The following is a 25,974-nucleotide window of genomic DNA, read 5'->3' as shown; positions in this document are numbered from 1 at the left end:
CTCGGCAGGTCCGGCTCTGCTGTGCCCAGCCTACTGTTCCGAGGTACGGGGTCGCCCGACTCGGCAGGGGAAGGAATCGCCCACCATGTCATGGCGCACAAGTGCAATTCGGCCAAGTGGTGCGGGCTCGTCAGTGCTCTACAGGTCGCGGCAGGCGCTGTGAGAGGCTGGCTCGCATGAACCGGCTGGCTGGTGTGACCTCGCCTTATCTGCTGCAACACGCTGACAATCCGGTCGACTGGTGGCCCTGGGAACCGGAAGCTTTTGAGGAAGCGCGACGGCGCAATGTACCCGTCCTGCTGTCGGTCGGCTACTCCGCGTGCCACTGGTGCCACGTCATGGCCCACGAGTCCTTCGAGGACCAGCAGACCGCCGACTACCTCAACGAGCACTTCGTCAGCGTCAAGGTGGACCGCGAGGAGCGGCCGGACGTGGATGCCGTCTATATGGAGGCCGTGCAGGCGGCGACCGGGCAGGGCGGCTGGCCGATGACCGTGTTCCTCACCCCGGATGCGGAGCCGTTCTACTTCGGGACGTATTTTCCGCCGGAGCCCCGGCACGGGTCCCCTTCCTTCCGGCAGGTGCTGGAGGGGGTGCGGCAGGCGTGGAGCGGTCGGCGGGACGAGGTCGCGGAGGTCGCCGGGAAGATCGTGCGGGATCTGGGGGAGCGGGAGATCTCGTTCGGGGACGCGCAGCCGCCCGGTGAGGAGGAGCTGGCGGCGGCGCTGCTGGGGCTGACGCGGGAGTACGACCCGCAGCGCGGGGGGTTCGGGGGTGCGCCGAAGTTTCCGCCGTCGATGGTGGTGGAGTTTTTGTTGAGGCATCATGCGCGGACGGGGTCCGAGGGCGCATTGCAGATGGCGTCGGACACGTGCGAGCGGATGGCCAGGGGCGGGATCTACGACCAGTTGGGCGCCGGGTTCGCCCGTTACTCCGTCGACCGCGACTGGATCGTGCCGCATTTCGAGAAGATGCTGTACGACAACGCCCTGCTGTGCCGCGTGTACGCCCACCTGTGGCGCTCGACGGGCTCCGAGCAGGCCCGCAGGATCGCCCTGGAGACGGCGGACTTCATGGTCCGCGAACTCCGCACGCCCGAGGGCGGGTTCGCGTCGGCGCTGGACGCGGACAGCGACGACGGCACCGGGAAGCACGTGGAAGGCGCGTACTACGTGTGGACCATGGACGACCTCCGCGAGACCCTGGGCCAGGACGCCGACCTCGCCGCCCACTACTTCGGCGTCACCGAGGACGGCACCTTCGAGCACGGCGCCTCGGTCCTCCAACTCCCGCAGACGGAAGGCGTGTTCGACGCGGACAAGATCGCGTCGATCCGTACCCGCCTCCTCGCGCGCCGCGCCGAGCGCCCCGCCCCCGGCCGGGACGACAAGGTGGTGGCCGCCTGGAACGGCCTGGCGGTCGCGGCGCTCGCGGAGACGGGCGCGTACTTCGACCGCCCCGACCTGATCGAGGCCGCCCTCGCGGCGGCCGACCTCCTCGTCCGCGTCCACCTCGACGACCACGCCCACCTCACCCGCACCAGCAAGGACGGCCGGCCCGGCGCGAACGCGGGCGTGCTGGAGGACTACGGCGACGTCGCGGAGGGCTTCCTCGCGCTGGCCGCCGTCACCGCCGAGGGCGTCTGGCTGGACTTCGCCGGCCTGCTCCTTGACCACGTCCTGGCCCGCTTCACGGACCCGGAGTCGGGCGCCCTGTACGACACGGCGTCGGACGCCGAGCAGCTGATCCGCCGCCCGCAGGACCCCACGGACAACGCGGCCCCCTCGGGCTGGACGGCGGCGGCGTCGGCGCTGCTGTCGTACGCGGCCCACACGGGCGCCGAACCCCACCGGACCGTCGCCGAAAAGGCACTCGGCGTCGTCAAGGCACTGGGCCCCCGGGTCCCCCGCTTCATCGGCTGGGGCCTGGCCGCGGCGGAGGCACTCCTCGACGGCCCGCGTGAAGTCGCCGTCGTCGCAAGGGAGTTGACCGATCCGGCCGGAAAGAGCCTGCACCGACAGGCACTTCTGGCCACCGCTCCCGGAGCGGTCGTGGCCTATGGTGTGACGGGCAGTGACGAGTTCCCCTTGATCGTCGACCGGCCGCTTTCGGGAAGTGAACCAACGGCCTACGTCTGCCGTAACTTCACCTGTGATCTTCCGACGACGGACCCCGATCGCCTGCGCACCGCACTGACCGGCGGGAACGGTCGCACCACTTGATCATTACCGGCCAAAAAAGAGACCACGTGTCCGGATATGGGCAGCTAAGAACAAGTCGGCTCTGAAACAAGCTATTTATCGGAAGACCTCCCCCCGTTCACAGTTTCCACTTAGCCTCAGCACATGACGCGACGCATGTGACGCGCCGTCGCGACAGGGGGCTCTGAGATCTGGGGGGATCTTTTCTTGTTCACGTCCGTCTTCATATCCGCCGTCTCGCTGGCCCTTTTCGGGATGGCGGCCTTCACCCTCTGGTGGCAGATGCACGCCTGGCGTACGCCGGAAGTGCTCGCCTCGACCAGTTTCGGCCAACCCGACGGCGGCCAGCACACCTCGTTCTCCCTGCTGTTGCCCGCGAGGCACGAACAGGCCGTCCTCGACCACACCATCCGCCGGCTCCTGGAGTCGAGCCACACCGACTTCGAGATCATCGTGATCGTCGGCCACGACGACCCCGAGACCGCCGAGGTCGCCGAACGCGCCGCCGCCCGCGACCCGCGCGTGCGCGTCGTCGTCGACACCCACGAGACGAAGAACAAACCGAAGGCGATGAACACGGCGCTCCCGCACTGCCGCGGCGGCGTCGTCGGGGTCTTCGACGCCGAGGACCAGGTCCACCCCGAACTCCTCGCCCACGTCGACCACGCCTTCCGCACCACCGGCGCCGACGTCGTCCAGGGCGGCGTCCAGCTCATCAACTTCCACTCCAGCTGGTACAGCCTGCGCAACTGCCTGGAGTACTTCTTCTGGTTCCGCTCCCGGCTCCACCTGCACGCGGAGAAGGGGTTCATCCCGCTCGGCGGCAACACCGTCTTCGTCCGCACCGACGTCCTGCGGGAAGCCGGCGGCTGGGACTCCAACTGCCTCGCCGAGGACTGCGACCTGGGCGTGCGGCTCTCCTCCGTCGGCAAGAAGGTCGTCGTCGCCTACGACTCCGACATGGTGACCCGCGAGGAGACCCCGGGCTCGCTCATGTCCCTGCTCAAACAGCGAACTCGCTGGAACCAGGGCTTCCTTCAGGTCTACCGCAAGAAGGACTGGAAGCAACTCCCGGGCTTCGGCCAGCGGTTGCTGGCCCGCTACACCCTCATGACCCCGTTCCTCCAGGCGTTCTCCGGCGTCGTCATCCCGCTGAACGCGGCGATCGCGCTCTTCCTCGACGTCCCCGTCGCCGTCGCCTTCGTCACCTTCCTGCCGGCCGTCACCGCACTCGTCACGTTCGTCTTCGAACTCGTCGGCCTCCACGACTTCGGCAAGCAGTACGGCCTGCGCGTGCGCTTCGCCCACTACGTCAAGCTCGTCGCCGGCGGCCCCTTCTACCAGGTCCTCCTCGCGGGCGCCGCGATCCGTGCCGTCTGGCGCGAGCAACGCGGGCGCAACGAATGGGAGTTGACCGAGCACACCGGTGCGCACCTGACCACCCGAGAGGACGTTCCCGCGTGACCTCCACCCTCCCCGCGGTGACCACCCCGAAGGTCCCCGCGCAGCGCACCGTCGCGCCCATGACCGGCCCCGCCCCCAGCACGCGCCCCTCGAAGAAACCCGATCTCCTGCTGTGCGGCGCCCTGTTGACGGCGATCCTCGTCGTCCAGGGCTGGAACATCGCCGCCTACCCCACCCTCAGCGACGACGAGGGCACCTACCTCGCCCAGGCGTGGGCCGTCCAGGAGGGCAAGGGCCTCGCCCACTACACCTACTGGTACGACCATCCCCCGCTCGGCTGGCTCCAGTTGGCCGTCCTGACCTGGCTCCCCAAGGCCCTCGACCCCGGCACGATGACCGTCGGCTCGATGCGCGCGGCGATGCTCGTGATCACCGCCGCCAGCGCCGTCCTGCTGTACGTCCTCGGCCGCCGCCTCTCCCTTCCGCGCTGGGCCGCCGGGCTCGGCATGGCCCTCTTCGGGCTCTCCCCGCTCTCCGTCGTCCTCCAGCGGGAGATCTTCCTCGACAACCTCGCGGTCATGTGGACGCTCCTCGCGTTCGCGCTGGCCGCCTCCCCGAGCCGCCACCTGTGGCACCACTTCGCCGCCGGGATCGCCGCCGCGACGGCCGTCCTGACGAAGGAGACGATGCTCTTCGTCCTCCCGGCCGTCCTGCTCACGATGTGGCGCCACAGCCACCGCGACACCCGCAAGTTCGCCCTCACCGGCGCGGTCACCGCATGTGTCCTGATCGGCGTCTCCTACCCCCTCTTCGCCTTGCTGAAGGGCGAGTTGTTCCCGGGCGGCGGGCACGTCTCGCTGTGGGACGGCATCAAATACCAGATGACCAGGCCGGGTTCGGGCTTCATCCTCGACAACGGCTCGGGCGCACATGGGGTGTTGCAGTCCTGGCTGTACTACGACAGCGTCCTGATCGTCGGCGGCCTCGCGGGCGCGCTGCTGCTCCTGCTCAGCTGGCGCTGGTCGGTCACCGCCCGCGCCCTCGCCGGGCCCTCGCTCGCCGTCGCGATCCTCGCGGCCGTCGCGCTGCGCCCCGGCGGCTACCTCCCGGCGATGTACGTCATCCAGGCGCTGCCGTTCCTCTCCCTGGTCCTCGCCGGCGCGGTCGCCTCCCTCGCGCACACGATCCTGCGCAAGCGGCGCGCCGCCGCCGAGCACCGCTGGATCGGGTACGGGCGGTACGCGCTCGCGGCGGGCCTCGCCGTCGCGGCGGCCCTGTACGTCGTACCCCGCTGGTACGACGGCGACCGTACCGCCGTGACCGCCGACGCGAACGGCCCCTACCGGTCGGCGGCGAAGTGGCTGGACCACCAGGTCGCCGACCCCGCCCGCACCCGCGTCCTCGTCGACGACGCGCTCTGGCTCGACCTCGTGCACGCCGGGTACGAACCCGGCCTCGGCGCCATCTGGTTCTACAAGGCCGACCTCGACCCGGCGGTCACCAAGACCCTCCCGAACGGCTGGAAGGACGTCGACTACGTGGTCGCCTCCCCGACGGTACGGCGCGACGCGCGCGACCTGCCGACCGTGAAAGCGGCGCTGACGAACTCGACTCCCGTCGCCGTGTTCGGAGTCGGCGAGGACCGCATCGAGATCCGCAAGGTCGGGAGCGCGCTGTGAGCATCGAGATCAGTGAGGCCGGAGGGGCCCTGTGACCCACGAGTACACCGCACCGGTCCCCGACGTCCGCGAGGACGACATCCCGGAGCCCGGCGCCGTCACCATCGTCGTCCCCACCTTCAACGAGTCCGCGAACATCCGCCAACTCCTGCGCCAGATCCGGGAGTCCGTCCCCCGCAGCCTGCCCTGCGAGGTCGTCTTCGTGGACGACTCCACCGACGACACCCCCGAGGTGATCCGGGACGCGGCCAAGGACTGCCCGTTCCCGGTGACCGTCCTGCACCGCGAGGAGCCGGTGGGCGGCCTCGGCGGCGCCGTCGTCGAGGGGATCAGGGCGGCCGGCTCCGACTGGGTCGTCGTGATGGACGGCGACTGCCAGCATCCCCCGTCCCTGGTACCGGAGTTGGTGGCGTCCGGCGAGCGCACCGGCGCCGAACTCGTCGTCGCCTCCCGGTACATCGAGGGCGGCAGCCGCGCCGGGCTCGCGGGCGGCTACCGGGTCGCCGTCTCGAAGGGCGCGACCTGGCTCACCAAGTCCCTCTTCCCGCGCAGGCTGCGCGGGATCAGCGACCCGATGAGCGGGTTCTTCGCGATCCGGCGCAGCGTGGTCGGCGCCGACGGGCTGAAACCCCTCGGCTACAAGATCCTCCTCGAACTCGCCGTGCGCGGCAGGCCGCAGCGGGTCGCCGAGGTGCCGTTCGTGTTCCAGGAGCGGTACGCCGGGGAGTCCAAGTCCACGGCGAAGGAAGGGATGCGGTTCCTGCGCCACCTCCTCGGGCTGCGCACCGCCTCGCCGCTCGCCCGCATGATCGGCTTCGGCCTGATCGGGCTGAGCGGGTTCCTGCCCAACCTGGTCGCGCTGTGGGCGCTGACCCGGGCCGGGCTGCACTACCTGCCCGCCGAGATCCTCGCCAACCAGTTCGGCGTGGCCTGGAACTTCGTCCTCATCGAGCACCTGCTCTTCCGCGACCGGCGCGCACACCGCCGCTGGTGGGACCGGGCCGGCAGGTTCGCGCTGCTCGCCAACGCGGACCTCGTCCTGCGCATCCCGCTGATCGCGCTGTTCGTGCACCGGTTCGGGATGGGCGCGCTGTCCGCGACCGCGCTCGCGCTGGTGACGACGTTCGTTCTGCGCTTCGCCGGGACCGAGGCGCTGGTGTATCTCCCGCGAGGGAAGCGCGGGGGGAAACCCCTGAAGGGAGCCGCATGAAACCGCATCACAAGCATCTATGTCTCAAGTACCGTAGAAGAACAGCCCTGTTGGCCGTCACCGGCCTCACGGGCGGCCTGCTCCTCACCTCCCCGCAGCCCGCCTCCGCCGCGAACCTCGTCCTCAACCCCGGCTTCGAGACAGCCGGTTCGGGCGACATGCCGTACTGCTGGGAGAAGTCCGGCTGGGGTGACAACGACTTCACGTTCACGACGACCCCGGACGCGCACTCCGGCACCAAGGCGATGAAGGTCGAGCTGACCCGGCGCGTGGACGGCGACCGCAAGGCCCTGATCACCGAGTCAGCGGCCTGCGCGCCGACGGTCACGGCGGGCAAGCAGTACGACCTGTCCCTCTGGTACAAGTCGACGACGCCCGACACCTCCGTCACCCTCTTCCGGCACGACGCCACCGCCGGCTGGCAGTACTGGACCGACCTCAAGACCCTGGACCTCGCGGCGAGTTGGACGCGGGCGAGCGTCCGCACCCCCGAGGTCCCGGCCGGCACCGACCGGATCACCTGGGGCGTCTCCGTGTACGGCACCGGCTCGGCGACGACCGACGACTACACGATGGAACAGGTCCCGGACGTCACCCCGCCGCCGACCTGCACGGGCACCAACGCCCAGTGCGCGGACGGCAGTTGGAGCGTCCTGCCGACGCAGAACCCGGTCCGCTCGATGCACTCCGTCGTCCTCAACAACGGCAAGGTGCTGATGATCGCCGGCTCCGGGAACAGCGAGGAGCAGTTCGCGGCCGGCACGTTCACCTCCGCCGTGTACGACCCGGCGAACGGCACGTACAAGGTGATCCCCACGCCGAAGGACATGTTCTGCTCCGGGCACGTCCAGCTCCAGGACGGGCGCGTGCTGGTGATGAGCGGCAACAAGGCGTACCCGGTCGTCGGCGGCCACGGCTACGAGGGGTACAAGGACTCGTACGTCTTCGACCCCGTCACCGAGACGTACAGCAAGACCAACGACATGAACGACGGCCACTGGTACCCGTCCGCGACCGTCCTCGGCGACGGTGACGTGCTCTCCTTCGGCGGGCTGCGCGAGGACTCCTCCGGGTCGGTGACCGCCGAGCGCTGGTCCGACGCGGAGCAGCAGTGGCTGCCGCTGTGGAAGGTCAACCAGACCTGGTCGTACTGGGGGCTGTACCCGGCGATGGTCCTCATGCAGGACGGCCGGCTCTTCTACACCGGCAGCCATGTCTTCGGGAACAACATCCCGGGGACGGGTTCGGCGGTCTACGACTACGACGCGAACACCGTCACCCAGATCCCCGGCCTCCAGGACAAGGACGAGCGCGACCAGTCCGCGAGCGTGCTGCTGCCCCCGGCACAGGACCAGAAGGTCCTCACCCTCGGCGGCGGCAACATCGACTCCAACCCCGAGGGCAACCGCCTCACCGACGTCATCGACCTGAAGCAGCCCAACCCCGCGTACGTCGCGGGCCCGCCGATCCCGCAGGGCACCGTCGACCTCGGCAACGGACCCGTCCAACAGACCGGCGACCAGGGCAAGATGTACGTCTCCGCGGTCCTCCTGCCCGACGGCAAGGTCCTGGAGACCGGCGGCGCCCTGCACAACCGCGCCAACCCCGTGTACGAGTCGTCCCTGTACGACCCGGCGACCAACACGTTCGACCAGGTCGCCGCCGACCCCGAGGCGCGCGGCTACCACTCCTCGGCCGTACTCCTCCCGGACGGCCGGGTGCTGACGACCGGCGACAACCCCGGCAACGGCACCTGGAACCACGACGTGTCCGTCTACTCGCCGCCCTATCTCTTCAAGGGCCCGCGTCCGGCGATCACGTCACTCATCGACACCGAGTGGCAGTACGGCGACACCCAGCGCATCACCGTCGACCGGCCCATCGCCAAGGCCGAGTTGATCCGCCCGGCGGCGGTCACGCACTCCTCCGACCCCAACCAGCGGTTCGTGGACCTGCCGCTGTCGGTGGACGGGAACAACGTCGACCTGAACGTCACGAGCAACCCCAACCTGGCGCCGCCCGGCTGGTACATGCTGTTCGCGGTCGACGCCAACGGGGTTCCCTCGGTGGCGAAGTGGGTCCACCTGACCGGCCCGAACGCCCTCGCCAAGACCGAGGCCGCACCCCATGCCCATGCCCATGCCCATGTCCATGCCTTCGCCGACAAGTTGACCGGCAAGGTCACCGGGCCCGGCGTCAAGAGGCCGTCGCAGAAGGTCAGTCCGACCATCTCCGGCTGCGACCGGCACTATGGCTCCATCAACGTCTGCGTACCGACGGCCTTCCCGGCCAACGTGCAGAAGACGACCGCCGCACGCTGCGCGTGGCTCGCGAAGAACGAGTACGGCCGGCTGACCGTCAACGGCGGTGACGATCCGCTGGGGCTGGACCCGAACCGGAACAAGGTGGCGTGCGACGCGAAGGACGTGAAGCGCGGTTAGCCACGCCGACGGCGACAGGAGCCCCGTACCCGGCATGTGACCGGGTACGGGGCTCCTCTCACTCCGCCTCGCCCGACTCCTCCGACTCCGTCTCCGGCTCCGCCTTGCGCAGTGGGCAGCTCACCGGCAGGACCCGCTCGGACAGCTGCCCGGCGAGGTGCGTGTCCGTGAGGTCGGCCTCGGCCAGCCAGTCCGCCGCCGTCAACTGCTCGACGAGGTCCTTGAGTTCGGCGGTGTCGACCGGGACCCACGCGGTGAGCCGGTCCAGCGCGATGCCGCCCCCGCCGGGGCCGAGGCGGCCCGAGGCGTCGGTCTGGGCGGCCAGCGCCAGGGTCAGCAGGCGGGTGGTGGCCGGCGCCTTCTTCTTGCGGAGCTTCTTGTCCGAGACGACCCGCTGGGCCCAGCCGGAGAGCTTGGGCCGCATCTTCTTGCCGAACGTGAACGGCCCCGCCCCGTCCTCGGGGGGCACCAGCGAGGGGACCGTGATCGGCGTGGGGTTCTCCGGGCGGGAGGCGAGCAACTCCTCGGCCGTACCCGGGATCTCCAGCCAGCCGCTGCCGGTCAGCTCCTCGACGAGGGCCTGCGGATCGGTCAGGCCGAGCCCGTTGAGGTCCTGGCCGACGAGGTTGCCGGTGCCCGTGTGCGCCGTGCGCAGCGTCAGCATCAGCACCGCCAGCCGGGCCTCAGGTCCTGGCAGGGGCGCGTGCTCGGCGACGTACGCCAGGACCGCGCGCGCGTGCTCCCACTGGGTCAGGCCCGTCAGCAGGCGGGCCACGGCCGGGCCGTCGCCGTCGATGACCCCGTCGACGGGGCCGCTGTAGGCGATGCCCGTGCCCGTGCCGGTGCGCTGCTCGTGCTGCATGCGGATCGTCGCGGCGGCCTGCTCGGCGCGCTGCGCCTCGAAGCGCAGGACGCCCTCCGAGGTCGCGTCCGCCCACGCCACGAAGGCGCGCGCCTTGCGCTCCTGGAGGTCGGCCAGGACCGAGAGGTCGGGCTTGTCGCGCTTCTGGTAGGCGCGGAAGAGGTTCCCCAACTCGATGAGTTCGTCCCGCAGTTCGACCGGGCGCAGGTCGTGCGGGATGACGCGCTGGGCGATCTTCGCGATCTGCGGGCGGCGGCGGGCGGGGGCCGCCTTGGGCGCGGGGCGGGGGGCCGGGACGGGGGTGGCGGGGTGGTGGTCGGAGAACTGGGGGGTGACGGGCTGCTGGTCGGAGAACTGGGGGACGGCGGGCCGGCCGGGGGGCGTACCGGTGCCGGAGCCCGCGGGTGTGCCCGCGCCTGTGGCACCCTGCGTCGCGGAAGTGCGCGCGGGGGCGTGCGCCGGGTTGTGCACCCCCGCGCCCGCACCCGCACCCGCCGGACGGTCGGCGCCCTGCGCCCCGCCCGCCTGCGCGGTGGCCACCGTCCTGGCCCCCGGAGACGCCGCCGCGCACCGCGAGCAGCACTCCATGGCCTGCCACCACCGGCCCTCCCGGTCCGTGACCACGGCCAGCACGACCGCCCCTCCGCACCGCCAGGGCTCGGACCGCTGGTTACGGCCGACAGTGGGCATGTGCGTACGACACCCGTCCGCCCGGCACGCGCAGTACACGCCGTCCCTGGGGGCCGCGACCCGCAGATGCGCCTTGAGATGCGCGACCGCAGCCGCCCGCCCCTCGGCCGCGCCCGCGAAACGCTGCTCGGCACAGGCGGGACGACTGCACGACACCCGCACCACCCCGCCCCGGCCGACGGGGTCCAGCCGCACCGTCCACCGGCGCCCCGGCACCCGCTCGTCCACCCCGCCCACCTCGGCCTGCGTCATCCTGTGTCTTCCTCCCGTGCCCTGCCCGAAATGCTAGCCGCCGCCACCGACAGTCCCGAACGGCTCACGCGGACGCCGAAGCCACCGTACGGGGGCTCCGGCGACCCTGGGAAACCCACCGGCGCACGCCGGACACCCGCACCACCGGCCGACCACGCGGGCCGCTCAGCCCGGCTCCCCCCGGAAGCCCACCGCCTCCGCCACGATCGCCTCCAACTGCTCGTGGTGCGCGCCCTTCCAGTACGCCTTCCCGCACTGTCCGCACTGCGCGAACACGTCGTACGACGCCTGCGTCCCCTCGCGGAGACGGTCCGCGACCTCCGCTTTCGTCGCCGGGCGCAGCAGGCCGTTGCAGGAGGTGCAGCGGGTCCAGGGGGCGAGGGCGGGGGCGAAGCGGGTGAGGGTCTCGCGGAGCTGGGCGTCGGGGGACGTGTCGTAGACGTACGCGCCCGCCCACAGCTCGCGGCGGCGCAGGAGGCCCCGGTCCCGGCTCAGCAGGACGCGTTTCTCGGCCGCCGACCTCGCCGCGAGCGCCGGATCGCCGATGTCCGTCGACTCGTACGCCGTGTCCACGCCCAGCAGCCGCAGGCGCCGCGCCAGGGTGCCGAGATGGACGTCGAGCAGGAAACGCAGGGGCGCGCCCGGGACCCGCTGGGGCAGGACATGCGCCCGCACCTCCACCGACTCGCCGGGGGAGGGGACGTACGAGGCGGGCACCTCGCGGCCGTCCACCAGCAGCGCGCCCACCTCCGTGAGCGGCACTCCGGCGGACTCCACGACGTGGCCCAGCGTCGAGACGCCGTCGATCCTCAGGGCCGTGGCGGCGCGGCGGACGAAGAGGGAGAGTTCGGGGGCGACCCGGAAGTGGATCTGCGGTGCGGTCGTCACCCGGCCAGCATGGGGGCCGCTCGCCGGTCGGCTCAAGGGGTTTGCGGCAGACCGTGTTCCAGCACGTCGAGCGCCCGGTCGAGCAGGTCCATCAGGTCGTCCCGGAAGTCGTTCTCCGCCCAGTACAGCGTGATCTCCGACAGGCCCCCGATCAGCGACATCGTGTAGACGCGCGCCTCCAGGCTGTCCTTCTCCCGGCCCGTCCGGGAAGCCACCGCCTCCGCGAGGAGCCTCCCCGTCACCGACATGCTCTCCAGCATCCGGGAGCGCACGGCGGGGACGTGGGCGAGGAGGTGGGAGCGGAGGCGGGTGTGCGCGGCCTCCTCCTCCGCGAGCCCCGCCCTGACCGCGAGCCGCATGATGTGCCGCAGGGACACCATCCACGGCTCGTCGGCGGGACGTTTCGCCAGCTCCTGGAGGAGCAGCGGGTCGAACTCGTCCGTGAGGACGATGTCCTCCTTGGTCGGGAAGTACCGGAAGACCGTGGACGGCGACACCTCGGCCCGTTCGGCGATCTGCTCGATCGTGGTCGCGTCGTACCCCTGCTCCTCGACGAGGGCGTACGTCGCGGTGCGGATCGCCTGCCGGGTCTTGATCTTCTTCCGTTCCCGCAGGCCGAGGGGGGAACCGGCGTCGAGGGAGAGGTGACTTGGGGGTGCCATGGACGTCATTGTCGTGCATCGGCCTGCTCAGGGGCCATGTCCGGAACCGTGGGTTCCGCGGCCTTGCCCCCGGGCAGGAACGCCGCCGCCAGCAGCGCCGCGACCAGCGCGCACACGCCGCACACCAGCAGCGCGAGGTTCATGCCGTGGACGTACGCGCCGTTCGCGGAGGCCGTAAGACCGGGAACCCCGGCCCGCTCGGCCACCAGATGCGCCGCCACGACCGACTCCCCGGCCGTGTGCGCGAGCCCGGACGGCAGTCCCGTCACGTCGAGCCGGTCGCGGAAGTCGCTCGCGATGAGGCTGCCGAGCAGCGCGATTCCGACGGCCGCCCCGACCTGGCGCAGCGTCATCAGCAGCCCCGACCCGCTGCCCGCACGGTCCCGGGGCAGCGCCCCGAGCGCCCCGTCCATGGCCGGGACGACGGAGAACCCGAACCCGAGCCCCGTGACGGACAGCCACAGCGCGGTGAACCCGTACCCGGAGTCCACCGTCGTACGGCTCCCCAGGATCGCGGCGAACGCCAGCACCGCGAGCCCCGCGCTCACCACCGCCCGCGCGCCGAACCGCTCCACGACCGGCTGCGCGGCGCGCGCGGCGACGATCAGGCCGCCCATCATCGGCAGCAGCCGTACGCCCGTACCGAGCGCGTCGTTGCCCAGCACCGCCTGGAGGTACTGCGGCAGCACGAACATCAGCCCCGACAGCACGAACATCACCAGCGTCGCGGCGAGCGTGTTGAACAGGAACCCGCGCTGCGCCAGCAGGGACATGTCCAGCATCGGCCGCGCCATGCCCCGCTCACGCAGGACCAGACCCGTGAGGAGTACGACCGACAGCGCGAACATCGCGACGATCAGCGGGTCGCCCCACCCGCGCGCCGGCGCCTCGATGATCGCGAAGATCAGGGTGCCGAGGCCGGACGCGGTGAGCGCGGTGGACACCGTGTCGACCTTTGGGGAGGACGGGTCGCGGGTCTCCGGGAGCAGGAACACGCACGCGGCGATCCCGATCGCGGCCATCGGCACGTTCACCAGGAAGACCGAGCCCCACCAGAAGTGGTTCAGCAGCCAGCCGCCGATGATCGGGCCCAGCGGCAGGCCCAGCGAACTCGCCGCCGAGATGACGCCGACCGCCTTCGTCCGCTCGTCCGCGCCGAACAGGGACGGCAGCACGGACAGCGCGAGCGGCGTGATCAGCGCACCGCCGATCCCCATGAACGCGCGGGCCGCGATCACCCAGTTCACGTCGCTCGCCAGCGCGCCGACGAGCGACCCCGCGAGGAACACCACCAGCCCGACGACCAGCATCCGCCGCCGCCCGAACCGGTCGCCCAGCAGGCCCGCGGGCAGCATCAGCGCCGCGAACACGACGACGTACGCGTCCGCCATCCACTGCTGCTGCCCGGTGCTCGCACCGAGATCCCCGGCCATCGTCGGCAGCGCCACATTCAGGATCGTCATGTCGAAGCCGAGGGTGAGCATGCTCGCGACGAGCGCGGCGAGGGCCCACCAGCGACGGGGGTCTGGGGTGACAGTGTCCATGAAATGAGAGTAACTCTCAAAAGGTGGTTGCAGTCAATCGATTTCTGCTGTCTAAGATGAACTCATGAGACCGGTCCCCGCCGTCACCGGCCGTGATGAGTCCGCAACCCTGGTCGTCAGGACCGACTACGACGACGACCAGGCGTGGCAGGACGTGGCGGCGGCGCTGACGAAACCCTGGGGAGACAGGCCCTACGAGGCGGACGTCCACTTCGTGAACGACCCGGCCTGGGCGGGGGCGACCGCCGACGAGGTGCTGAACGCGGTCCGCGCCGACGAGAACCTGTCCGTCGTCTTCCTCGCCGACCGCACGACGATGCGCGCCGGAAGCCACGCCTTGCTGGCGGTCACCACGCTGACGCGGGAGGACTGCGGCGACGACGAGGACTACGAGCAACTGACCGAGTACGGCCGCGAGTTCCGCGCCGTCCCCGCAGGGGTCCACGAAGTCTGCGCCAACCTGAGCATCGGCAACCTGGGCTTCGAGGAGTACGCCGCGTGGGCCCACGATGATCCGGAGGGGATCTTCCGGGGTGCCTGACCGAACCGGCGGAGCGGCAGGGCATGAAAAAGGCCACGGCATCGAGCCGTGGCCTCATGAACCGCCGTATGCCGCCTACCCGTGCTGGTAAGCCACCAGCGAGATCCCCACGTAATGCACCACGAACGCCGCCAGCGTCAGCGAGTGGAACACCTCGTGGAAGCCGAACCAGCGGGGTGAGGGGTTCGGCTTCTTGATGCCGTAGATGACGCCGCCCGCGCTGTAGAGGACGCCGCCGACGATGACGAGGACGAGGACCGCGATGCCGCCCGCGCGCATGAAGTCGGGGAGGAAGAAGACGGCGGCCCAGCCCATGGCGATGTAGCAGGGGGTGTAGAGCCAGCGGGGCGCGCCGACCCAGAAGACGCGGAAGAGGATGCCGGCCGCCGCAGCGCCCCAGATGCCCCACAGCAGCCACTGCCCCTTCGAGGCGGGCAGCAGCAGCATCGTCAGCGGGGTGTACGTCCCCGCGATGATCAGGAAGATGTTGGCGTGGTCGAGGCGGCGCAGGATGCCGTCCATGCGGGGGCTCCAGTTGCCCCGGTGGTACACCGCGCTCACGCCGAAGAGCAGGCAGGCGGTCAGGACGTAGATCGCGCAGGCGATCCGGGCCTTCGGTGAGTCCGCGAGGGCGGTCAGGAAGAGGCCCGCGATCAGGACGGTGGGGAACATGCCCAGATGCAGCCAGCCGCGCAGCTTCGGCTTGATGGGCTCGGCGAGGTGCTGGGCCTGCTGCTTGAGCTGGTGTGGCAGGGAGGGCGCAGTCATACGCGAAATCGTACCTACGTAACCGTAAGTTACGCGTCAGTACGACGAGACGATCAGCGCCTAGTGGCCATCGTCTCACGGGGGTTGTGATCGACGGAAGCCCGCATGTCCGTGCGCGGGCGCGCGATGTTCCGCCGTTCGCCCCGCCCGCGTCGCCCTTCGTTCCCCTCTGTGGTCACGTGAACACGTGGCGAGCCTCACTCCGCTCATATGTGACGCCCTCTGGACAGATGCGCTGACCCGGCGGATGATCAAATGAGTGCGGTCGGCACCGGATGAGCGCCCTTCAGTGAAGCGTCCGGGTCGTGGCCCCCACGGGGCACAAAACAGAAACCCTCGTCCCAGTAGGAGCAATCGTGGCGCGCGACATCGCGGCTCCCCCCACCACTCACCAGGAACTCGTCTCCTGGGTGAACGAGATCGCCGAACTGACCCAGCCGGACAACGTCGTCTGGTGTGACGGATCCGAAGCCGAGTACGACCGACTTTGTGCGGAGTTGGTCGACAAGGGCACGTTCAAGCGGCTCGACCCGATCAAGCGGCCGAACTCCTACTACGCCGCCTCCGACCCGACCGATGTCGCGCGGGTCGAGGACCGGACGTTCATCTGCTCCGAGAAGGAGGAGGACGCCGGTCCCACCAACCACTGGAAGGCCCCCGCCGAGATGCGGGAGATCTTTACCGGCGAGCAGGGCGTGTTCCGGGGTTCCATGCGCGGCCGGACCATGTACGTCGTCCCGTTCTGCATGGGCCCGCTGGGCTCCAAGCTCTCCGCGATCGGCGTCGAGATCACCGACTCCGCGTACGTCGCCGTATCCATGCGGACGATGACGCGCATGGGGCAGGCCGTCCTGGACGAGCTGGGCACCGACGGCCGTTTCGTGCGTGCTGTGCACACGCTCGGGGCGCCTCTCGCCGAAGGCCAGGCCGACGTCCCCTGGCCCTGCAACTCCACCAAGTACATCTCCCACTTCCCCGAGACCCGCGAGATCTGGTCGTACGGCTCCGGGTACGGCGGCAACGCGCTGCTCGGCAAGAAGTGCTACGCCCTGCGCATCGCCTCCGTCATGGCCCGCGACGAGGGCTGGCTCGCGGAGCACATGCTCATCCTCAAGCTGACGCCGCCGCAGGGAGAGGCGAAGTACGTCGCCGCCGCGTTCCCGTCCGCCTGCGGGAAGACGAACCTGGCGATGCTGGAGCCCACCGTCTCCGGGTGGACCGTCGAGACCATCGGTGACGACATCGCCTGGATGCGGTTCGGGGAGGACGGGCGGCTGTACGCCATCAACCCCGAGGCCGGCTTCTTCGGCGTCGCGCCCGGCACGGGTGAGCACACCAACGCGAACGCGATGAAGACGCTGTGGGGCAACTCCGTCTTCACGAACGTCGCGTTGACGGACGACGGCGACATCTGGTGGGAGGGCATGACCGAGGAGACGCCCGGTCACCTCACCGACTGGAAGGGCAACGACTGGACGCCGGGCGCGGAGACTCCCGCCGCCCACCCCAACGCCCGCTTCACCGTCCCGGCCTCGCAGTGCCCGATCATCGCACCCGAGTGGGAGGACCCGCGCGGCGTCCCGATCTCCGCGATCCTCTTCGGCGGGCGGCGCGCGTCCGCCGTACCCCTCGTCACCGAGTCCTTCGACTGGAACCACGGCGTCTTCCTCGGCGCGAACGTCGCCTCCGAGAAGACCGCCGCCGCCGAGGGCAAGGTCGGTGAGCTGCGCCGCGACCCCTTCGCGATGCTGCCGTTCTGCGGCTACAACATGGGCGACTACATGGCCCACTGGATCGACGTCGCCAAGGACAAGGACGCCGCCAAGCTCCCCAAGATCTACTACGTCAACTGGTTCCGCAAGGACGACTCCGGGCGCTTCGTGTGGCCCGGCTTCGGGGAGAACTCCCGTGTCCTGAAGTGGATCGTGGAGCGCCTGGACGGCAAGGCGGAGGGCGTGGAGACCCCGATCGGCATCCTCCCGACGAAGGCGTCCCTCGACACGAAGGGCCTCGAACTCGCCGACTCCGACCTGGAGTTCCTCCTCACGGTCGACAAGGAGATCTGGCGCGAGGAGGCTTCACTGGTGCCCGACCACCTCAACACCTTCGGCGACCACACGCCGAAGGAACTCTGGGACGAGTACGAGGCGTTGGTGTCCCGCCTCGCCTAACCCCCTTGACCCCGTGGCCGGTTCACCGATCAGTCCCTGACCAGACGCGTCGTCACGAACCGGCCGCGGTACTACCGGCGAGGCCCTGCACAACGGCGTGCGGGGCCGGGCCCACCGCTCCTCCCGTCGGCCCCGACGGGGTGGGGGTGGTGGGCCTTCGCTGTGTCCGGGGGCGCCGGTTCAGGTCGTCACCCCGGCGACGATCCATGCCACGGTCACGACCCACATCAGCGCCGCGAGGACTACCACGACGGTGCACAGGGCCCTCATGCGAGCCTCAGTTCGGACGGCGGGGTGTCCCATTCGATGCCGCCGCTTTCGGGGCGGACGTACGCCATGAGCTGTGAGCGGCGGACTGCGGGAAGCTGGGCGGGGTTCTCGTACGTGAGCAACGCCATGAGGATGCCCGTGCGTTGGCCGTCGGTGACGGTCTTGCCGATGTGTTCAGCGGTGACCACGGGTCTCCTCCCGCGCGCACTCGGGGCAGTTGTCGTAGGGGCAGGGGGTGTAGGCGGGGGCGGGGAGTTCGACCCTGCCGGTCGTGGGGTCGAGGGTGCCGCCGTACTCGGTGCGCCAGTCGGAGTCCTCGGTGTCGTCGAGGAGTTGGACGAGCTGGGGTTCGCCCAGGGCGGTCACGCGGGCGTTCGGGGGCGTCACTTCGACGTCCCGGGGTGGGTGTTCGTGACGTGCATCTTCCAGAGGACGGCGGCGTCGCTGGCGGCGGAGGGGTCGTAGTTCTCGCTCTTCCGGTTCATGTGCCGGAACCACTTGTCGACGAACACCTTGCAGTCGTCGCAGTCGTCGATGATTTCGGGCTTGATGAATTCCTGGGGGTACGGCGTACTGTTGTTCATCGCCGTTGATCTCCTGACGGTCGGGGTTTCCTCCTCTTCAGGGAACGACCCCTTCCGGGGGCCGCGCTACTGGCATTCTCGTTACAACAGCGCTGGGACAAGGGGGAGTTATGCTATGGCCACGACTTACGGCGAGTGGTTGAAGGATGCGCGGATCGCCAAGGGGTGGACGCAGCAGGAGCTGGCGGATGCCGCGATCATGTCCCGTTCGCACATCGCCGCGATCGAGAACGGGACGCGCTATCCCAGCGAAGAGGACGCCAAGAGGCTTGACCTGGCGCTGGGTACGGGGAATGTGCTGGCTACTTTCCGGCCGGGAAAGAAGGGCGACGTTCCCGACTGGTTCGAGCGTGCGCGGGAGTTGGAGCAGCAGGCGACGAACATCCGTGTATTCGGGCTGTCGCACGTCCCTGGTCTTCTGCAAACCGAAGAGTACGCAAGGGTTGTCATCGACTCCGGATACCCCCGTCGGAGTGAGGAGGAGCGTCACAAGGCTGTTGTGACACGGCTTGAGCGGGCCAAGTTGCTGGAGGACCCGGTGACTCCCGAACTATGGGCGATGTTGGATGAGTCGGTCATCCGGCGTCCCCTCGGAGGCCCTAGGGTCATGGCAGACCAACTGGCTCACATCGTGGCGCTTGCCGAGTCTGGTCGGATCAGGGTCAACGTGCTGTCGTTCAGCGTGACTCCGCACCCATTGCTGGAGGGCCTGGCCATGCTGATGTGGTTCGCGGATCAGCCACCCATTGCGTATACCGAGGGCTTGCGTACGGGGACGGTGCATGACTCCCCCGCCATGGTCGAGGAGATCCAGGGGGCCTACGATCTTGCCTTGAGTGAAGCCCAACCGCTCCAGGAGTCCCTAGCCCTGTTGAGGGCGGCAGAGAAGGATTACAGGCAACATGGCTGAGCAGCGCATTGCGGACGCGTCCACCCTGAGCGGTTGGCGCAAGTCTTCGTACAGCGGGTCGTCCGGCGCCGAGTGCGTCGAGGTCCTGGACGGCTACGCGACCGGCGTACCCGTCCGCGACAGCAAGAACCTCACCGGCCCGGCCCTCGTCGTCCCGGCTGGCGGCTGGACCTCGTTCCTGGAGGCCGTCAAGCAGGGGCAGCTCTGACGCGCACGTCCCCGAGCGATTCCTTCAGACCGTTTCGTCGGGCCGGGGGCGGGGCTCTGGCCCGGGCTTTTTTGGTGGGGACAGGCGCGGCGGATGAGGGGTATCGGCTTCGGACTGCTGCTGTTGTTCGAGGCGGTTGCCGGCGAGCAGGGTTCGGGTGGGCGCGAGTTCCGAGGGCCATACGAGGATCAGGTATTCCTCGGTGGGTGCTTCGGCCGTCTTGTCCCAAGCTGTTTCTCTGCCTCGGGCGTGGACTCGGACACGGTAGTGACGGCTTCCTCGTCCGCTGAGAGGGCCGTTCGGGTCGGGCGGGCCGAAGTCGAGCGATTCGAGTCGGAGACGGTCGTGGGGGGCGGTCACGCCGGCTTCCACGATCTCGTCCCAAGGCCGTGTCGTGTCGATCTCTGTCGCCGGTTCTCGCTGCGCCTGGACGCAGACGCGGACAGATCCGGTATGGATACCTGTACGGACGAGGGCTCCGCCTTGGAGCATGGGTGCGATCAGCCCGTTCGACCAGTCTGCGGAATGTACGGGGATTTCCCCGTCGTCCAGCAGGCCGAACGTGCCCTCTCCGATGAAGACTTCATGCCATGGGGTGTCCATGCGGTCCCTCCTGTTCCGCGCTTGGCTCTTCGCGGCAGTTCTGTCTGCTGACGAGCCGGGGGCGGCTGAGACGGTCTTGGCGTGCCGCCCCCGTACCGGTCTGATTGTGGTTGACGTTCGGCGTGGAGGCTTACGGGGTGACGAGTACGCGGAACGGATCCTTGTCGAGAACGCGCTCGCTCCTGTAGAAGCCGGAGTTGAGTCCGCCCTGGGAGTCGTTCTCGCTCGCGTTGATCATGCAGATGCTGACGCCGTTCGGCCCCTGCTGCGTGGGTATGTTGTTGAGTCCGCAGCCGTTGAAACTACGACGTGTCCCGCCAGCGCTGAGTCCTTGATAGGAGGTAGCGACCGGGTACTCGTCGCAGCTCTTTCCCGTGACGCTGGGTGCGTCACCGCACGCCTTCGTCCGGTTGTTGTTGATGACCGTTGCGTCGGTCGTGCGGGTCAGCGGGGCCTCGAAGGTGCCGCCGGGCAGTCCGGACGCCTGCGCTCGTGAGACATGGGAAGCCAGTTCGGGGTTGACGGCCGCGCTGTATTGCAGAGCTGACGCGTACCAGGGTACGACGCACCCAGGTTTCGTCCTTCCGGCCGTGTCGTTGTCACACCGGAATTCGCCGATGGCGGGGTCGACGTAGTGCGCCGAGGGATATCCCGGTGTTGAGAAAGTCAGGCTCCATCCCGTGATGCATTCTCCCCTTGCGCCGGGCGCGGTTGCCGCTGAGGCGAAGAATGCCTCGCCTGTATGCCATTTGTTCAGGGGTTGGATTGGCTTAGTCGGGAACGAACCACTCTCTTTTGTGCAGGCACCGCCATCCCTTGCGCTGCCGATATAGGAGCCTGACAGTGCGGCACCCCACCCTTTCGGGGCGGTTATATCGACTTGGTGGGCTATCCGAGATTCACTTGTGCTGCCGTAACTGTAGTTGATGACAATGATCTCGACCCCACCGGTTTGGGTCTTGGTGCCGTTCTGTTCTTTCCATGTCCGGTAGACGAGTGCATCGATCCGGCAGGCTTGCGTACGCGTGGCCAGCAGCCGATTCTGGGCGTCCTCGCACCATTGAGGGGGCGCCACCCCGGCTAAGGGTTGGTCGGTCTCGCTGCCTGGTAGGGGTGGTAAGCCGCTGAGGGTGCTGCGCTCGATGCATATTCCATGACCGTTCTCGTCAGGTGCCGTGCAACTCTCCACTGAATCGGAGATACGGTTGCTGCCGGCCTTGCTTGCGGGCTGGTCGGAACCGGCAGTTATCTCTGGGATCAGGCGCACAACGTGGGAATCTGCGCCCATTTCGTCCTGATGGCTCCCGCCACCCGTGTCTGTGACGGCGGGAGCAGCGAGCGCAGCCAGTGTCGAAGCTACGGCAACCACTTCTGACCAGTATCTCTTCCGAAACTTCTGCACCAGGGATCCCCTCGACGAAGAGTGTGAGCGTGGATGCACACGCGCCCCACCGAAACGCCACGGAATGCAGGAGTCAAAGGTCTTCTCTGTCTGGCGGTGAATACACGCCAGTCGATGTGGTGTGTCGCACAGCCCGACCGCGTACCCCACGGGGCGAGCGCCGCTTCATCGTCCAGTCGACAGCACGTCGTGCGCTGGTCCGTCACTGCGGTATCGCTGACAGCGGCAGAGGGGATGCTCATCCTGAAGTGACTTCTTGCCTACGTGCACTTAGCGAGCAAATGGCGTGCAGTTGACAGGAAGTCCCCGTAGGCGGACGGCAGGTTGTCCGATTGCCGCCTCTCCTGCCTTGATCGGGCTATCAAGATCGCAGGCTGTGTGCTCGCGTGCAAATAAGCAGGGGGGCGGACGCATTCTGGTAGTCGGTGTGGTGATTGTGGCGTTGGCGTTGCCCGTGGATTCCCCGGCTTCGGCCCCGGAAGCTCACCGGCCCGCAAAAGTGGCACCCGGCCCGCGCGTCGCTGCGGGTGCGCGCGGGCCGGGGCCGTTCGGGGGTGGACCCCGTGGGGGGAATCAGTGGGCGGCGATACCCAGGGCCGCCGTGTGGGCGTCCATGCGCTGGGCCGCCAGGATCGCGGACGTCGTGTCCGCGCGGGACGCGGCGACGACCAGGGCGCGGCCGGCGAGGGCGTGGGCCCGTCGGTGCAGGGTGGTGGGGGAGTGGCTCGCGGCGTCCGTGTGGGAGCGCAGGGGAACTCGGCCGCCGCGCAGGCGTGTGACCTGGTGGGCCAGCTTGTTCGCGGCCGTTTCCAGGTCCGGCGTCGAGGCGTGGGCCCTCAACTCATCGGTCACGGCCAGCAGTGCCGAGAGGTGGCCCGCGAGCTGGATGTCCAGCTCTTCCTCGCGTGTGCGGTGGGGGACGTCGGAGGCGTGCACGGGCGTGCTGTGGACCGACTTCGTGCGGATCGGCTCGTACATGAGGGTGGCCTCCTGTGCTCTGACAGGAAGCCATCCTAGCTTAGATTCTGTCTAAAGTTGGCGGCACTACAAAAGTGACCCCGGCTCGTCACTGAACGTCAGTGCTGGGCGTATCCGTCCAGGAAGCGGCCGATCCGGGTGACCGCGTCCTTCAGGTCGGCGGCCGTCGGGAGCGTCACCACCCGGAAGTGGTCGGGTTCGGGCCAGTTGAAGCCGCTGCCCTGGACGACCATGATTTTTTCCTGGCGCAGCAGGTCGAGGACCATCCGCCGGTCGTCCTTGATCTTGTAGACCTGCGGATCGAGGCGCGGGAAGAGGTAGAGCGCCCCCTTGGGGCGGACGCAGGTGACGCCGGGGATCTGCGTGAGCAGCTCGTACGCCGTGTCCATCTGTTCCTTGAGGCGCCCGCCCGGCAGCACGAGGTCGTTGATGGACTGGCGTCCGCTGAGCGCGGCGACCACGCCGTGCTGCCCCGGCATGTTCGCGCACAGCCGCATGTTCGCGAGGATCGTGAGGCCCTCGATGTAGGAGTCGGCGTGCGCGCGGGGACCGGAGATGGACATCCACCCGACGCGGTACCCGGCGACGCGGTACGCCTTGGACATGCCGTTGAACGTGAGCGTGAGGAGATCGGGGGCCACGGCCGCGGTCGCCGTGTGCGTGGCGCCGTCGTACAGGATCTTGTCGTAGATCTCGTCGGAGCAGACGAGGAGGTTGTGGCGGCGGGCGATGTCCGTGAGGCCCCGGAGCATCTCCTCGTCGTACACCGCGCCCGTCGGGTTGTTGGGGTTGATGATGACGAGCGCCTTGGTGCGGTCGGTGACCTTGCGCTCGATGTCGGCGAGGTCGGGCATCCAGTCGGACTGCTCGTCGCAGCGGTAGTGGACGGCCGTACCGCCGGAGAGGGACACGGCCGCCGTCCACAGGGGGTAGTCCGGGGCGGGGACGAGGACCTCGTCGCCGTCGTCCAGCAGGCCCTGCATCGCCATGACGATCAGCTCGGAGACGCCGTTGCCGACGAAGACGTGCTCGACGTCCGTCTCGATGCCGAGGGTCTGGTTGTGCATGACGACCGCGCGCCGGGCGGCCAGCAGCCCCTTCGCGTCGCCGTAGCCGTGGGCCGTGGAGACGTTGCGGAGGATGTCCTCCAGGATCTCCGGCGGGCACTCGAAGCCGAAGGCGGCCGGGTTGCCGGTGTTGAGCTTGAGGATGCGGTGACCTGCCGCCTCCAGCCGCATTGCCTCTTCGAGGACCGGGCCCCGGATCTCGTAACAGACGTTGGCGAGCTTTGTGGACTGGATCACCTGCATGTCAGGGAGCTTACGGCCCGGTTACCGGACCCGGGGCGTGTTTTGCGCCACGTGGGGGTCAAAGATGCCCGGCTGAAAACGACCGCTTGTTCCCAGCGGTGCGGATGTTGATTATGTGCATGACAAACATCCAGTCAGCAGCATCCAGTCACCAGAGGGGACCCCCACATGAGAAAGCCTCTCGTCGCCGCGTTCTTCGCCCTGGCCCTGGCCGGGGTGGGTGCGGCTCCCGCCGTCGCCGCGCCGGACGCGTCGGCCGCGACCGTCGGCAAGATCGCCACCGCGCCGGCCGCCACGCAGGCCGAAGCGGCCCCCGCGCTGAAGGCCGTCACCCTCGCCGGGACCGTCGCGCTCAGCAACTGCTCCGGTTCGGTGATCCGCTTCCCGAACTCGCTCGACACCGACCCGGCGCTGGTCATGTCCAACGGCCACTGCCTGACCTCCGGTTTCCCGGCCCCCGGCCAGGTCATCGTCAACCAGGCGTCCAGCCGCACGTTCGGCCTGCTCAACTCCTCCGGCACCCAGGTCGCCACCCTCAGGGCGAGCAAGCTGGCGTACGCGACGATGACCGACACGGACGTCTCGATCTACCAGCTGACCAGCACCTACGCGACGATCCGCAACAACTACGGGATCTCGCCGCTCACCGTCCAGAACACGCACCCGACCGCCGGTACGGCGATCACGGTGGCCTCCGGGTACTGGAAGCGGCTGTACAGCTGCAACATCGACGGCTTCGTCTACCGGCTGAAGGAGGGCGACTGGACCTGGAAGGACTCGGTCCGCTACACCTCCGCCTGCCAGACCATCGGCGGCACCTCCGGGTCCCCGGTCGTCGACCAGGCCACCGGCAACGTCGTCGCCGTCAACAACACGGGCAACGAGGACGGCGCGCAGTGCACCGTCAACAACCCGTGCGAGGTCACCGAGTCCGGCACGGTGACGGTCCGCAAGGGCATCAACTACGCCCAGGAGACGTACCAGATACCGGCCTGCTTCACGACCGGCAACCAGCTCAACCTGAACGCGAGCGGCTGCATCCTGCCGAAGCCGTAACGGAGTTCGTGTACGGGGGCCCGTCCCACGGGACTGTGACGGGCCGCCCCGCGACACGGCTTCAGAAAAACGTCCGTACGTATTCGGCCACCGTGCCGTCCGCCTCCACCACCGGGATCAGTGGCCACTTCTCGAACGTCGTGCACGGATGCGACAGCCCGAGCCCGACCCAGTCACCGACCTCCAGATCCACACCGGGTCCGGTTTCCAGCCAGGCGTGCTGATCGGAGAGCGCGCTCACCGAAATGCCGTCAGCCGTACGCTCGTTGCCCGCGCGCCGGATCACTTCCACGACCGGCAGCCCGAGGTCGTACGCCACGTCCCGCTTGCCCGCGTTGATGAACGCCTGCCTCTCCGTAGGACGAGACACGACCTGCGCCCACAGCCTGAACGCCGGTTCCAGGGAGCCCTCTTCGGGGACCCGGTTGAAGGGTGTGCGGTCGCGGTAGTGCAGGTGGTCGTGCGTGACGTACGCCCCCGAGCGCAGCAACTTCAGTACGGGCGCCGACAGTTCGGGCATCTCCGCGAGGACGTCCGCCACAGCGTCGAACCACTCGCTGCCGCCCGCGCTGACGACGATCTCCGGCCCGGCGAACCGCCCCTCGCGGTCGAAGTCGACGGCCAGCGCGACGAGTTGCCGCGTCCAGGAACGGACGGCGTCGGCTGTGGCGTCCGGCACCTGTGCCTCGTACCCCGCCACGCCCACGAGTTGGAGCGTGCGCGTCTCGGAGACCGCGTCGGCGACGACTGACGCCCCCGTACGCACGCCGGTGCGCCCCTCGGGGCCCGCCGCGAGTTCGACGACCACCTCCAACGGCCGTACCGCGCCCGCCTCTTGGAGCGCCGCGTCCATCAGTTCGACGCCGCGTACGGAGTCGACGTAGCAGATGTGGCGGAAGCCGGGGTCGGCGTCCTGCTCGGCGGCGAGCCAGCGGAGGGAGGCCGCGTCGACGAGTTCGTTGGCCAGGAAGATCCGGGAGATGCCGAACTCGCGGGCCACGCGCACCTGGTGGGGCATCGCCAGGGTGATGCCCCAGGCGCCGTGGGCGAGTTGGCGGTGGAAGAGCGCCGGGGCCATCGTCGTCTTGCCGTGCGGGGCGAAGGCCAGGCCGTGGCGGGCCGTGTACGACTCCAGGAGCGCGAGGTTGTGCGTCAGGCGCTCGGCGGAGAGGGTGAGGACCGGGGTGGGGAAGCCGCCCGTGAAGAGGTTGCGGCGCTCGGCGGTCAGCTCGGCGACGCTGCGGCCGGCGGCGTCCGGCGGGAGGCCCTTGAAGCGGTGGTCGAGGCGTTCGGCGGCGAGGTCGGCCAGGGCCGAGGGGCGGGGCAAGGACACTCCCGGT

23 protein-coding genes are annotated in these 25,974 nt (G+C 69.2%); 10 read left to right on the top strand and 13 right to left on the bottom strand.

Annotated features, from left to right (window positions below; genetic code table 11):
- Positions 1-176: 176 nt before the first annotated feature.
- The 5 genes from PV682_RS34700 to PV682_RS34680 all read left to right on the top strand — a co-directional run bounded on the left by PV682_RS34700 (position 177) and on the right by PV682_RS34680 (position 8,935).
- A complete protein-coding gene (locus tag PV682_RS34700; RefSeq protein ID WP_319735730.1) occupies positions 177-2,222 on the top strand; it encodes a thioredoxin domain-containing protein in 2,046 nt (681 codons plus the stop codon).
- A 186-nt stretch (positions 2,223-2,408) separates the two neighbouring features.
- Positions 2,409-3,665, top strand: coding sequence for a glycosyltransferase (locus PV682_RS34695; protein ID WP_319735729.1), 1,257 nt, complete (start codon positions 2,409-2,411; stop codon positions 3,663-3,665).
- The gene (locus tag PV682_RS34690; RefSeq protein WP_319735728.1) at positions 3,662-5,284 is read left to right on the top strand and encodes an ArnT family glycosyltransferase; all 1,623 of its coding nucleotides are present in this window, start codon (positions 3,662-3,664) and stop codon (positions 5,282-5,284) included. The genes PV682_RS34695 and PV682_RS34690 overlap by 4 nt, the downstream gene beginning before the upstream one ends.
- A 31-nt stretch (positions 5,285-5,315) precedes the next feature.
- Entirely contained in the window at positions 5,316-6,494 is a 1,179-nt protein-coding gene (locus PV682_RS34685) for a glycosyltransferase family 2 protein (protein ID WP_319735727.1), read from the top strand.
- Positions 6,491-8,935, top strand: a complete 2,445-nt coding sequence (locus PV682_RS34680) for a galactose oxidase early set domain-containing protein (RefSeq protein WP_319735726.1) — start codon at positions 6,491-6,493, stop codon at positions 8,933-8,935. Before PV682_RS34685 ends, PV682_RS34680 begins: the two co-directional genes overlap by 4 nt.
- Before the next feature lie 58 nt (positions 8,936-8,993).
- Here PV682_RS34680 and PV682_RS34675 read toward each other — a convergent pair whose 3' ends face one another.
- The 4 genes from PV682_RS34675 to PV682_RS34660 form a co-directional block, all read right to left on the bottom strand.
- Positions 8,994-10,739, bottom strand: a complete 1,746-nt coding sequence (locus PV682_RS34675) for a hypothetical protein (protein WP_319735725.1) — start codon at positions 10,737-10,739, stop codon at positions 8,994-8,996.
- 165 nt (positions 10,740-10,904) lie between these two features.
- On the bottom strand, positions 10,905-11,627 hold the full coding sequence (locus tag PV682_RS34670) for a Mut7-C RNAse domain-containing protein (protein ID WP_319735724.1): 723 nt from the start codon (positions 11,625-11,627) through the stop codon (positions 10,905-10,907).
- Positions 11,628-11,659: 32 nt separating this feature from the next.
- The gene (locus PV682_RS34665; protein ID WP_319735723.1) at positions 11,660-12,289 is read right to left on the bottom strand and encodes a TetR/AcrR family transcriptional regulator; all 630 of its coding nucleotides are present in this window, start codon (positions 12,287-12,289) and stop codon (positions 11,660-11,662) included.
- A gap of 5 nt (positions 12,290-12,294) precedes the next feature.
- Positions 12,295-13,833 (bottom strand): MFS transporter, encoded by a 1,539-nt coding sequence (locus PV682_RS34660; protein WP_319735722.1) that lies wholly within the window; start codon positions 13,831-13,833, stop codon positions 12,295-12,297.
- 64 nt (positions 13,834-13,897) lie between these two features.
- Here PV682_RS34660 and PV682_RS34655 point away from each other — a divergent pair, with 64 nt between their 5' ends.
- Positions 13,898-14,374: a DUF6924 domain-containing protein gene (locus PV682_RS34655; protein WP_319735721.1), complete on the top strand. Its 477-nt coding sequence runs from the start codon at positions 13,898-13,900 to the stop codon at positions 14,372-14,374.
- A 75-nt stretch (positions 14,375-14,449) separates the two neighbouring features.
- Here PV682_RS34655 and trhA read toward each other — a convergent pair whose 3' ends face one another.
- Positions 14,450-15,142 carry a PAQR family membrane homeostasis protein TrhA gene (trhA, locus tag PV682_RS34650; RefSeq protein WP_319735720.1) on the bottom strand — a complete coding sequence of 231 codons (693 nt, stop codon included), beginning with the start codon at positions 15,140-15,142 and terminating at the stop codon, positions 14,450-14,452.
- A 356-nt stretch (positions 15,143-15,498) separates the two neighbouring features.
- Between trhA and PV682_RS34645 the strand changes: the two genes are divergently transcribed.
- The gene (locus PV682_RS34645; RefSeq protein ID WP_319735719.1) at positions 15,499-17,313 is read left to right on the top strand and encodes a phosphoenolpyruvate carboxykinase (GTP); all 1,815 of its coding nucleotides are present in this window, start codon (positions 15,499-15,501) and stop codon (positions 17,311-17,313) included.
- Between the two features lie 266 nt (positions 17,314-17,579).
- Here the strand turns inward: PV682_RS34645 and PV682_RS34640 are convergent, their stop codons facing one another.
- Genes PV682_RS34640 through PV682_RS34630 form a run of 3 tightly spaced genes read right to left on the bottom strand, consistent with a single transcriptional unit; the run spans position 17,580 to position 18,167 of the window.
- Positions 17,580-17,771: a hypothetical protein gene (locus PV682_RS34640; RefSeq protein WP_319735718.1), complete on the bottom strand. Its 192-nt coding sequence runs from the start codon at positions 17,769-17,771 to the stop codon at positions 17,580-17,582.
- Complete coding sequence (locus PV682_RS34635; RefSeq protein WP_319735717.1) at positions 17,758-17,970, bottom strand: hypothetical protein; 213 nt, start codon at positions 17,968-17,970, stop codon at positions 17,758-17,760. Before PV682_RS34635 ends, PV682_RS34640 begins: the two co-directional genes overlap by 14 nt.
- On the bottom strand, positions 17,967-18,167 hold the full coding sequence (locus PV682_RS34630; protein ID WP_319735716.1) for a hypothetical protein: 201 nt from the start codon (positions 18,165-18,167) through the stop codon (positions 17,967-17,969). The genes PV682_RS34635 and PV682_RS34630 overlap by 4 nt, the downstream gene beginning before the upstream one ends.
- A 115-nt stretch (positions 18,168-18,282) precedes the next feature.
- On the opposite strand from PV682_RS34630, the gene PV682_RS34625 reads away from it, so the two are divergent.
- Positions 18,283-19,077, top strand: coding sequence for a helix-turn-helix domain-containing protein (locus PV682_RS34625; RefSeq protein WP_319735715.1), 795 nt, complete (start codon positions 18,283-18,285; stop codon positions 19,075-19,077).
- Complete coding sequence (locus PV682_RS34620) at positions 19,070-19,285, top strand: DUF397 domain-containing protein (RefSeq protein WP_319735714.1); 216 nt, start codon at positions 19,070-19,072, stop codon at positions 19,283-19,285. Before PV682_RS34625 ends, PV682_RS34620 begins: the two co-directional genes overlap by 8 nt.
- 24 nt (positions 19,286-19,309) lie before the next feature.
- On the opposite strand, the gene PV682_RS34615 is transcribed toward PV682_RS34620, so the two are convergent.
- From PV682_RS34615 to PV682_RS34600, 4 genes are all read right to left on the bottom strand, one after another.
- Positions 19,310-19,888, bottom strand: coding sequence for a hypothetical protein (locus PV682_RS34615; RefSeq protein WP_319735713.1), 579 nt, complete (start codon positions 19,886-19,888; stop codon positions 19,310-19,312).
- Between the two features lie 130 nt (positions 19,889-20,018).
- Positions 20,019-21,155, bottom strand: coding sequence for a NucA/NucB deoxyribonuclease domain-containing protein (locus tag PV682_RS34610; RefSeq protein ID WP_319735712.1), 1,137 nt, complete (start codon positions 21,153-21,155; stop codon positions 20,019-20,021).
- Positions 21,156-21,863: 708 nt separating this feature from the next.
- On the bottom strand, positions 21,864-22,268 hold the full coding sequence (locus tag PV682_RS34605; protein ID WP_319735711.1) for an SCO4983 family protein: 405 nt from the start codon (positions 22,266-22,268) through the stop codon (positions 21,864-21,866).
- A gap of 98 nt (positions 22,269-22,366) precedes the next feature.
- Positions 22,367-23,578 (bottom strand): pyridoxal phosphate-dependent aminotransferase, encoded by a 1,212-nt coding sequence (locus PV682_RS34600; RefSeq protein ID WP_319735710.1) that lies wholly within the window; start codon positions 23,576-23,578, stop codon positions 22,367-22,369.
- Positions 23,579-23,746: 168 nt separating this feature from the next.
- Here PV682_RS34600 and PV682_RS34595 point away from each other — a divergent pair, with 168 nt between their 5' ends.
- Entirely contained in the window at positions 23,747-24,634 is an 888-nt protein-coding gene (locus PV682_RS34595; protein ID WP_055718659.1) for a S1 family peptidase, read from the top strand.
- A 61-nt stretch (positions 24,635-24,695) separates the two neighbouring features.
- Here PV682_RS34595 and PV682_RS34590 read toward each other — a convergent pair whose 3' ends face one another.
- Positions 24,696-25,961: a type III PLP-dependent enzyme domain-containing protein gene (locus tag PV682_RS34590; RefSeq protein WP_319735709.1), complete on the bottom strand. Its 1,266-nt coding sequence runs from the start codon at positions 25,959-25,961 to the stop codon at positions 24,696-24,698.
- Positions 25,962-25,974: the final 13 nt, after the last annotated feature.

The organism is Streptomyces niveiscabiei, assembly GCF_033794345.1.
Classification (GTDB): Bacteria; Actinomycetota; Actinomycetes; order Streptomycetales; family Streptomycetaceae; genus Streptomyces; species Streptomyces niveiscabiei.
This window is presented reverse-complemented; position numbering and strand designations above follow the sequence as displayed.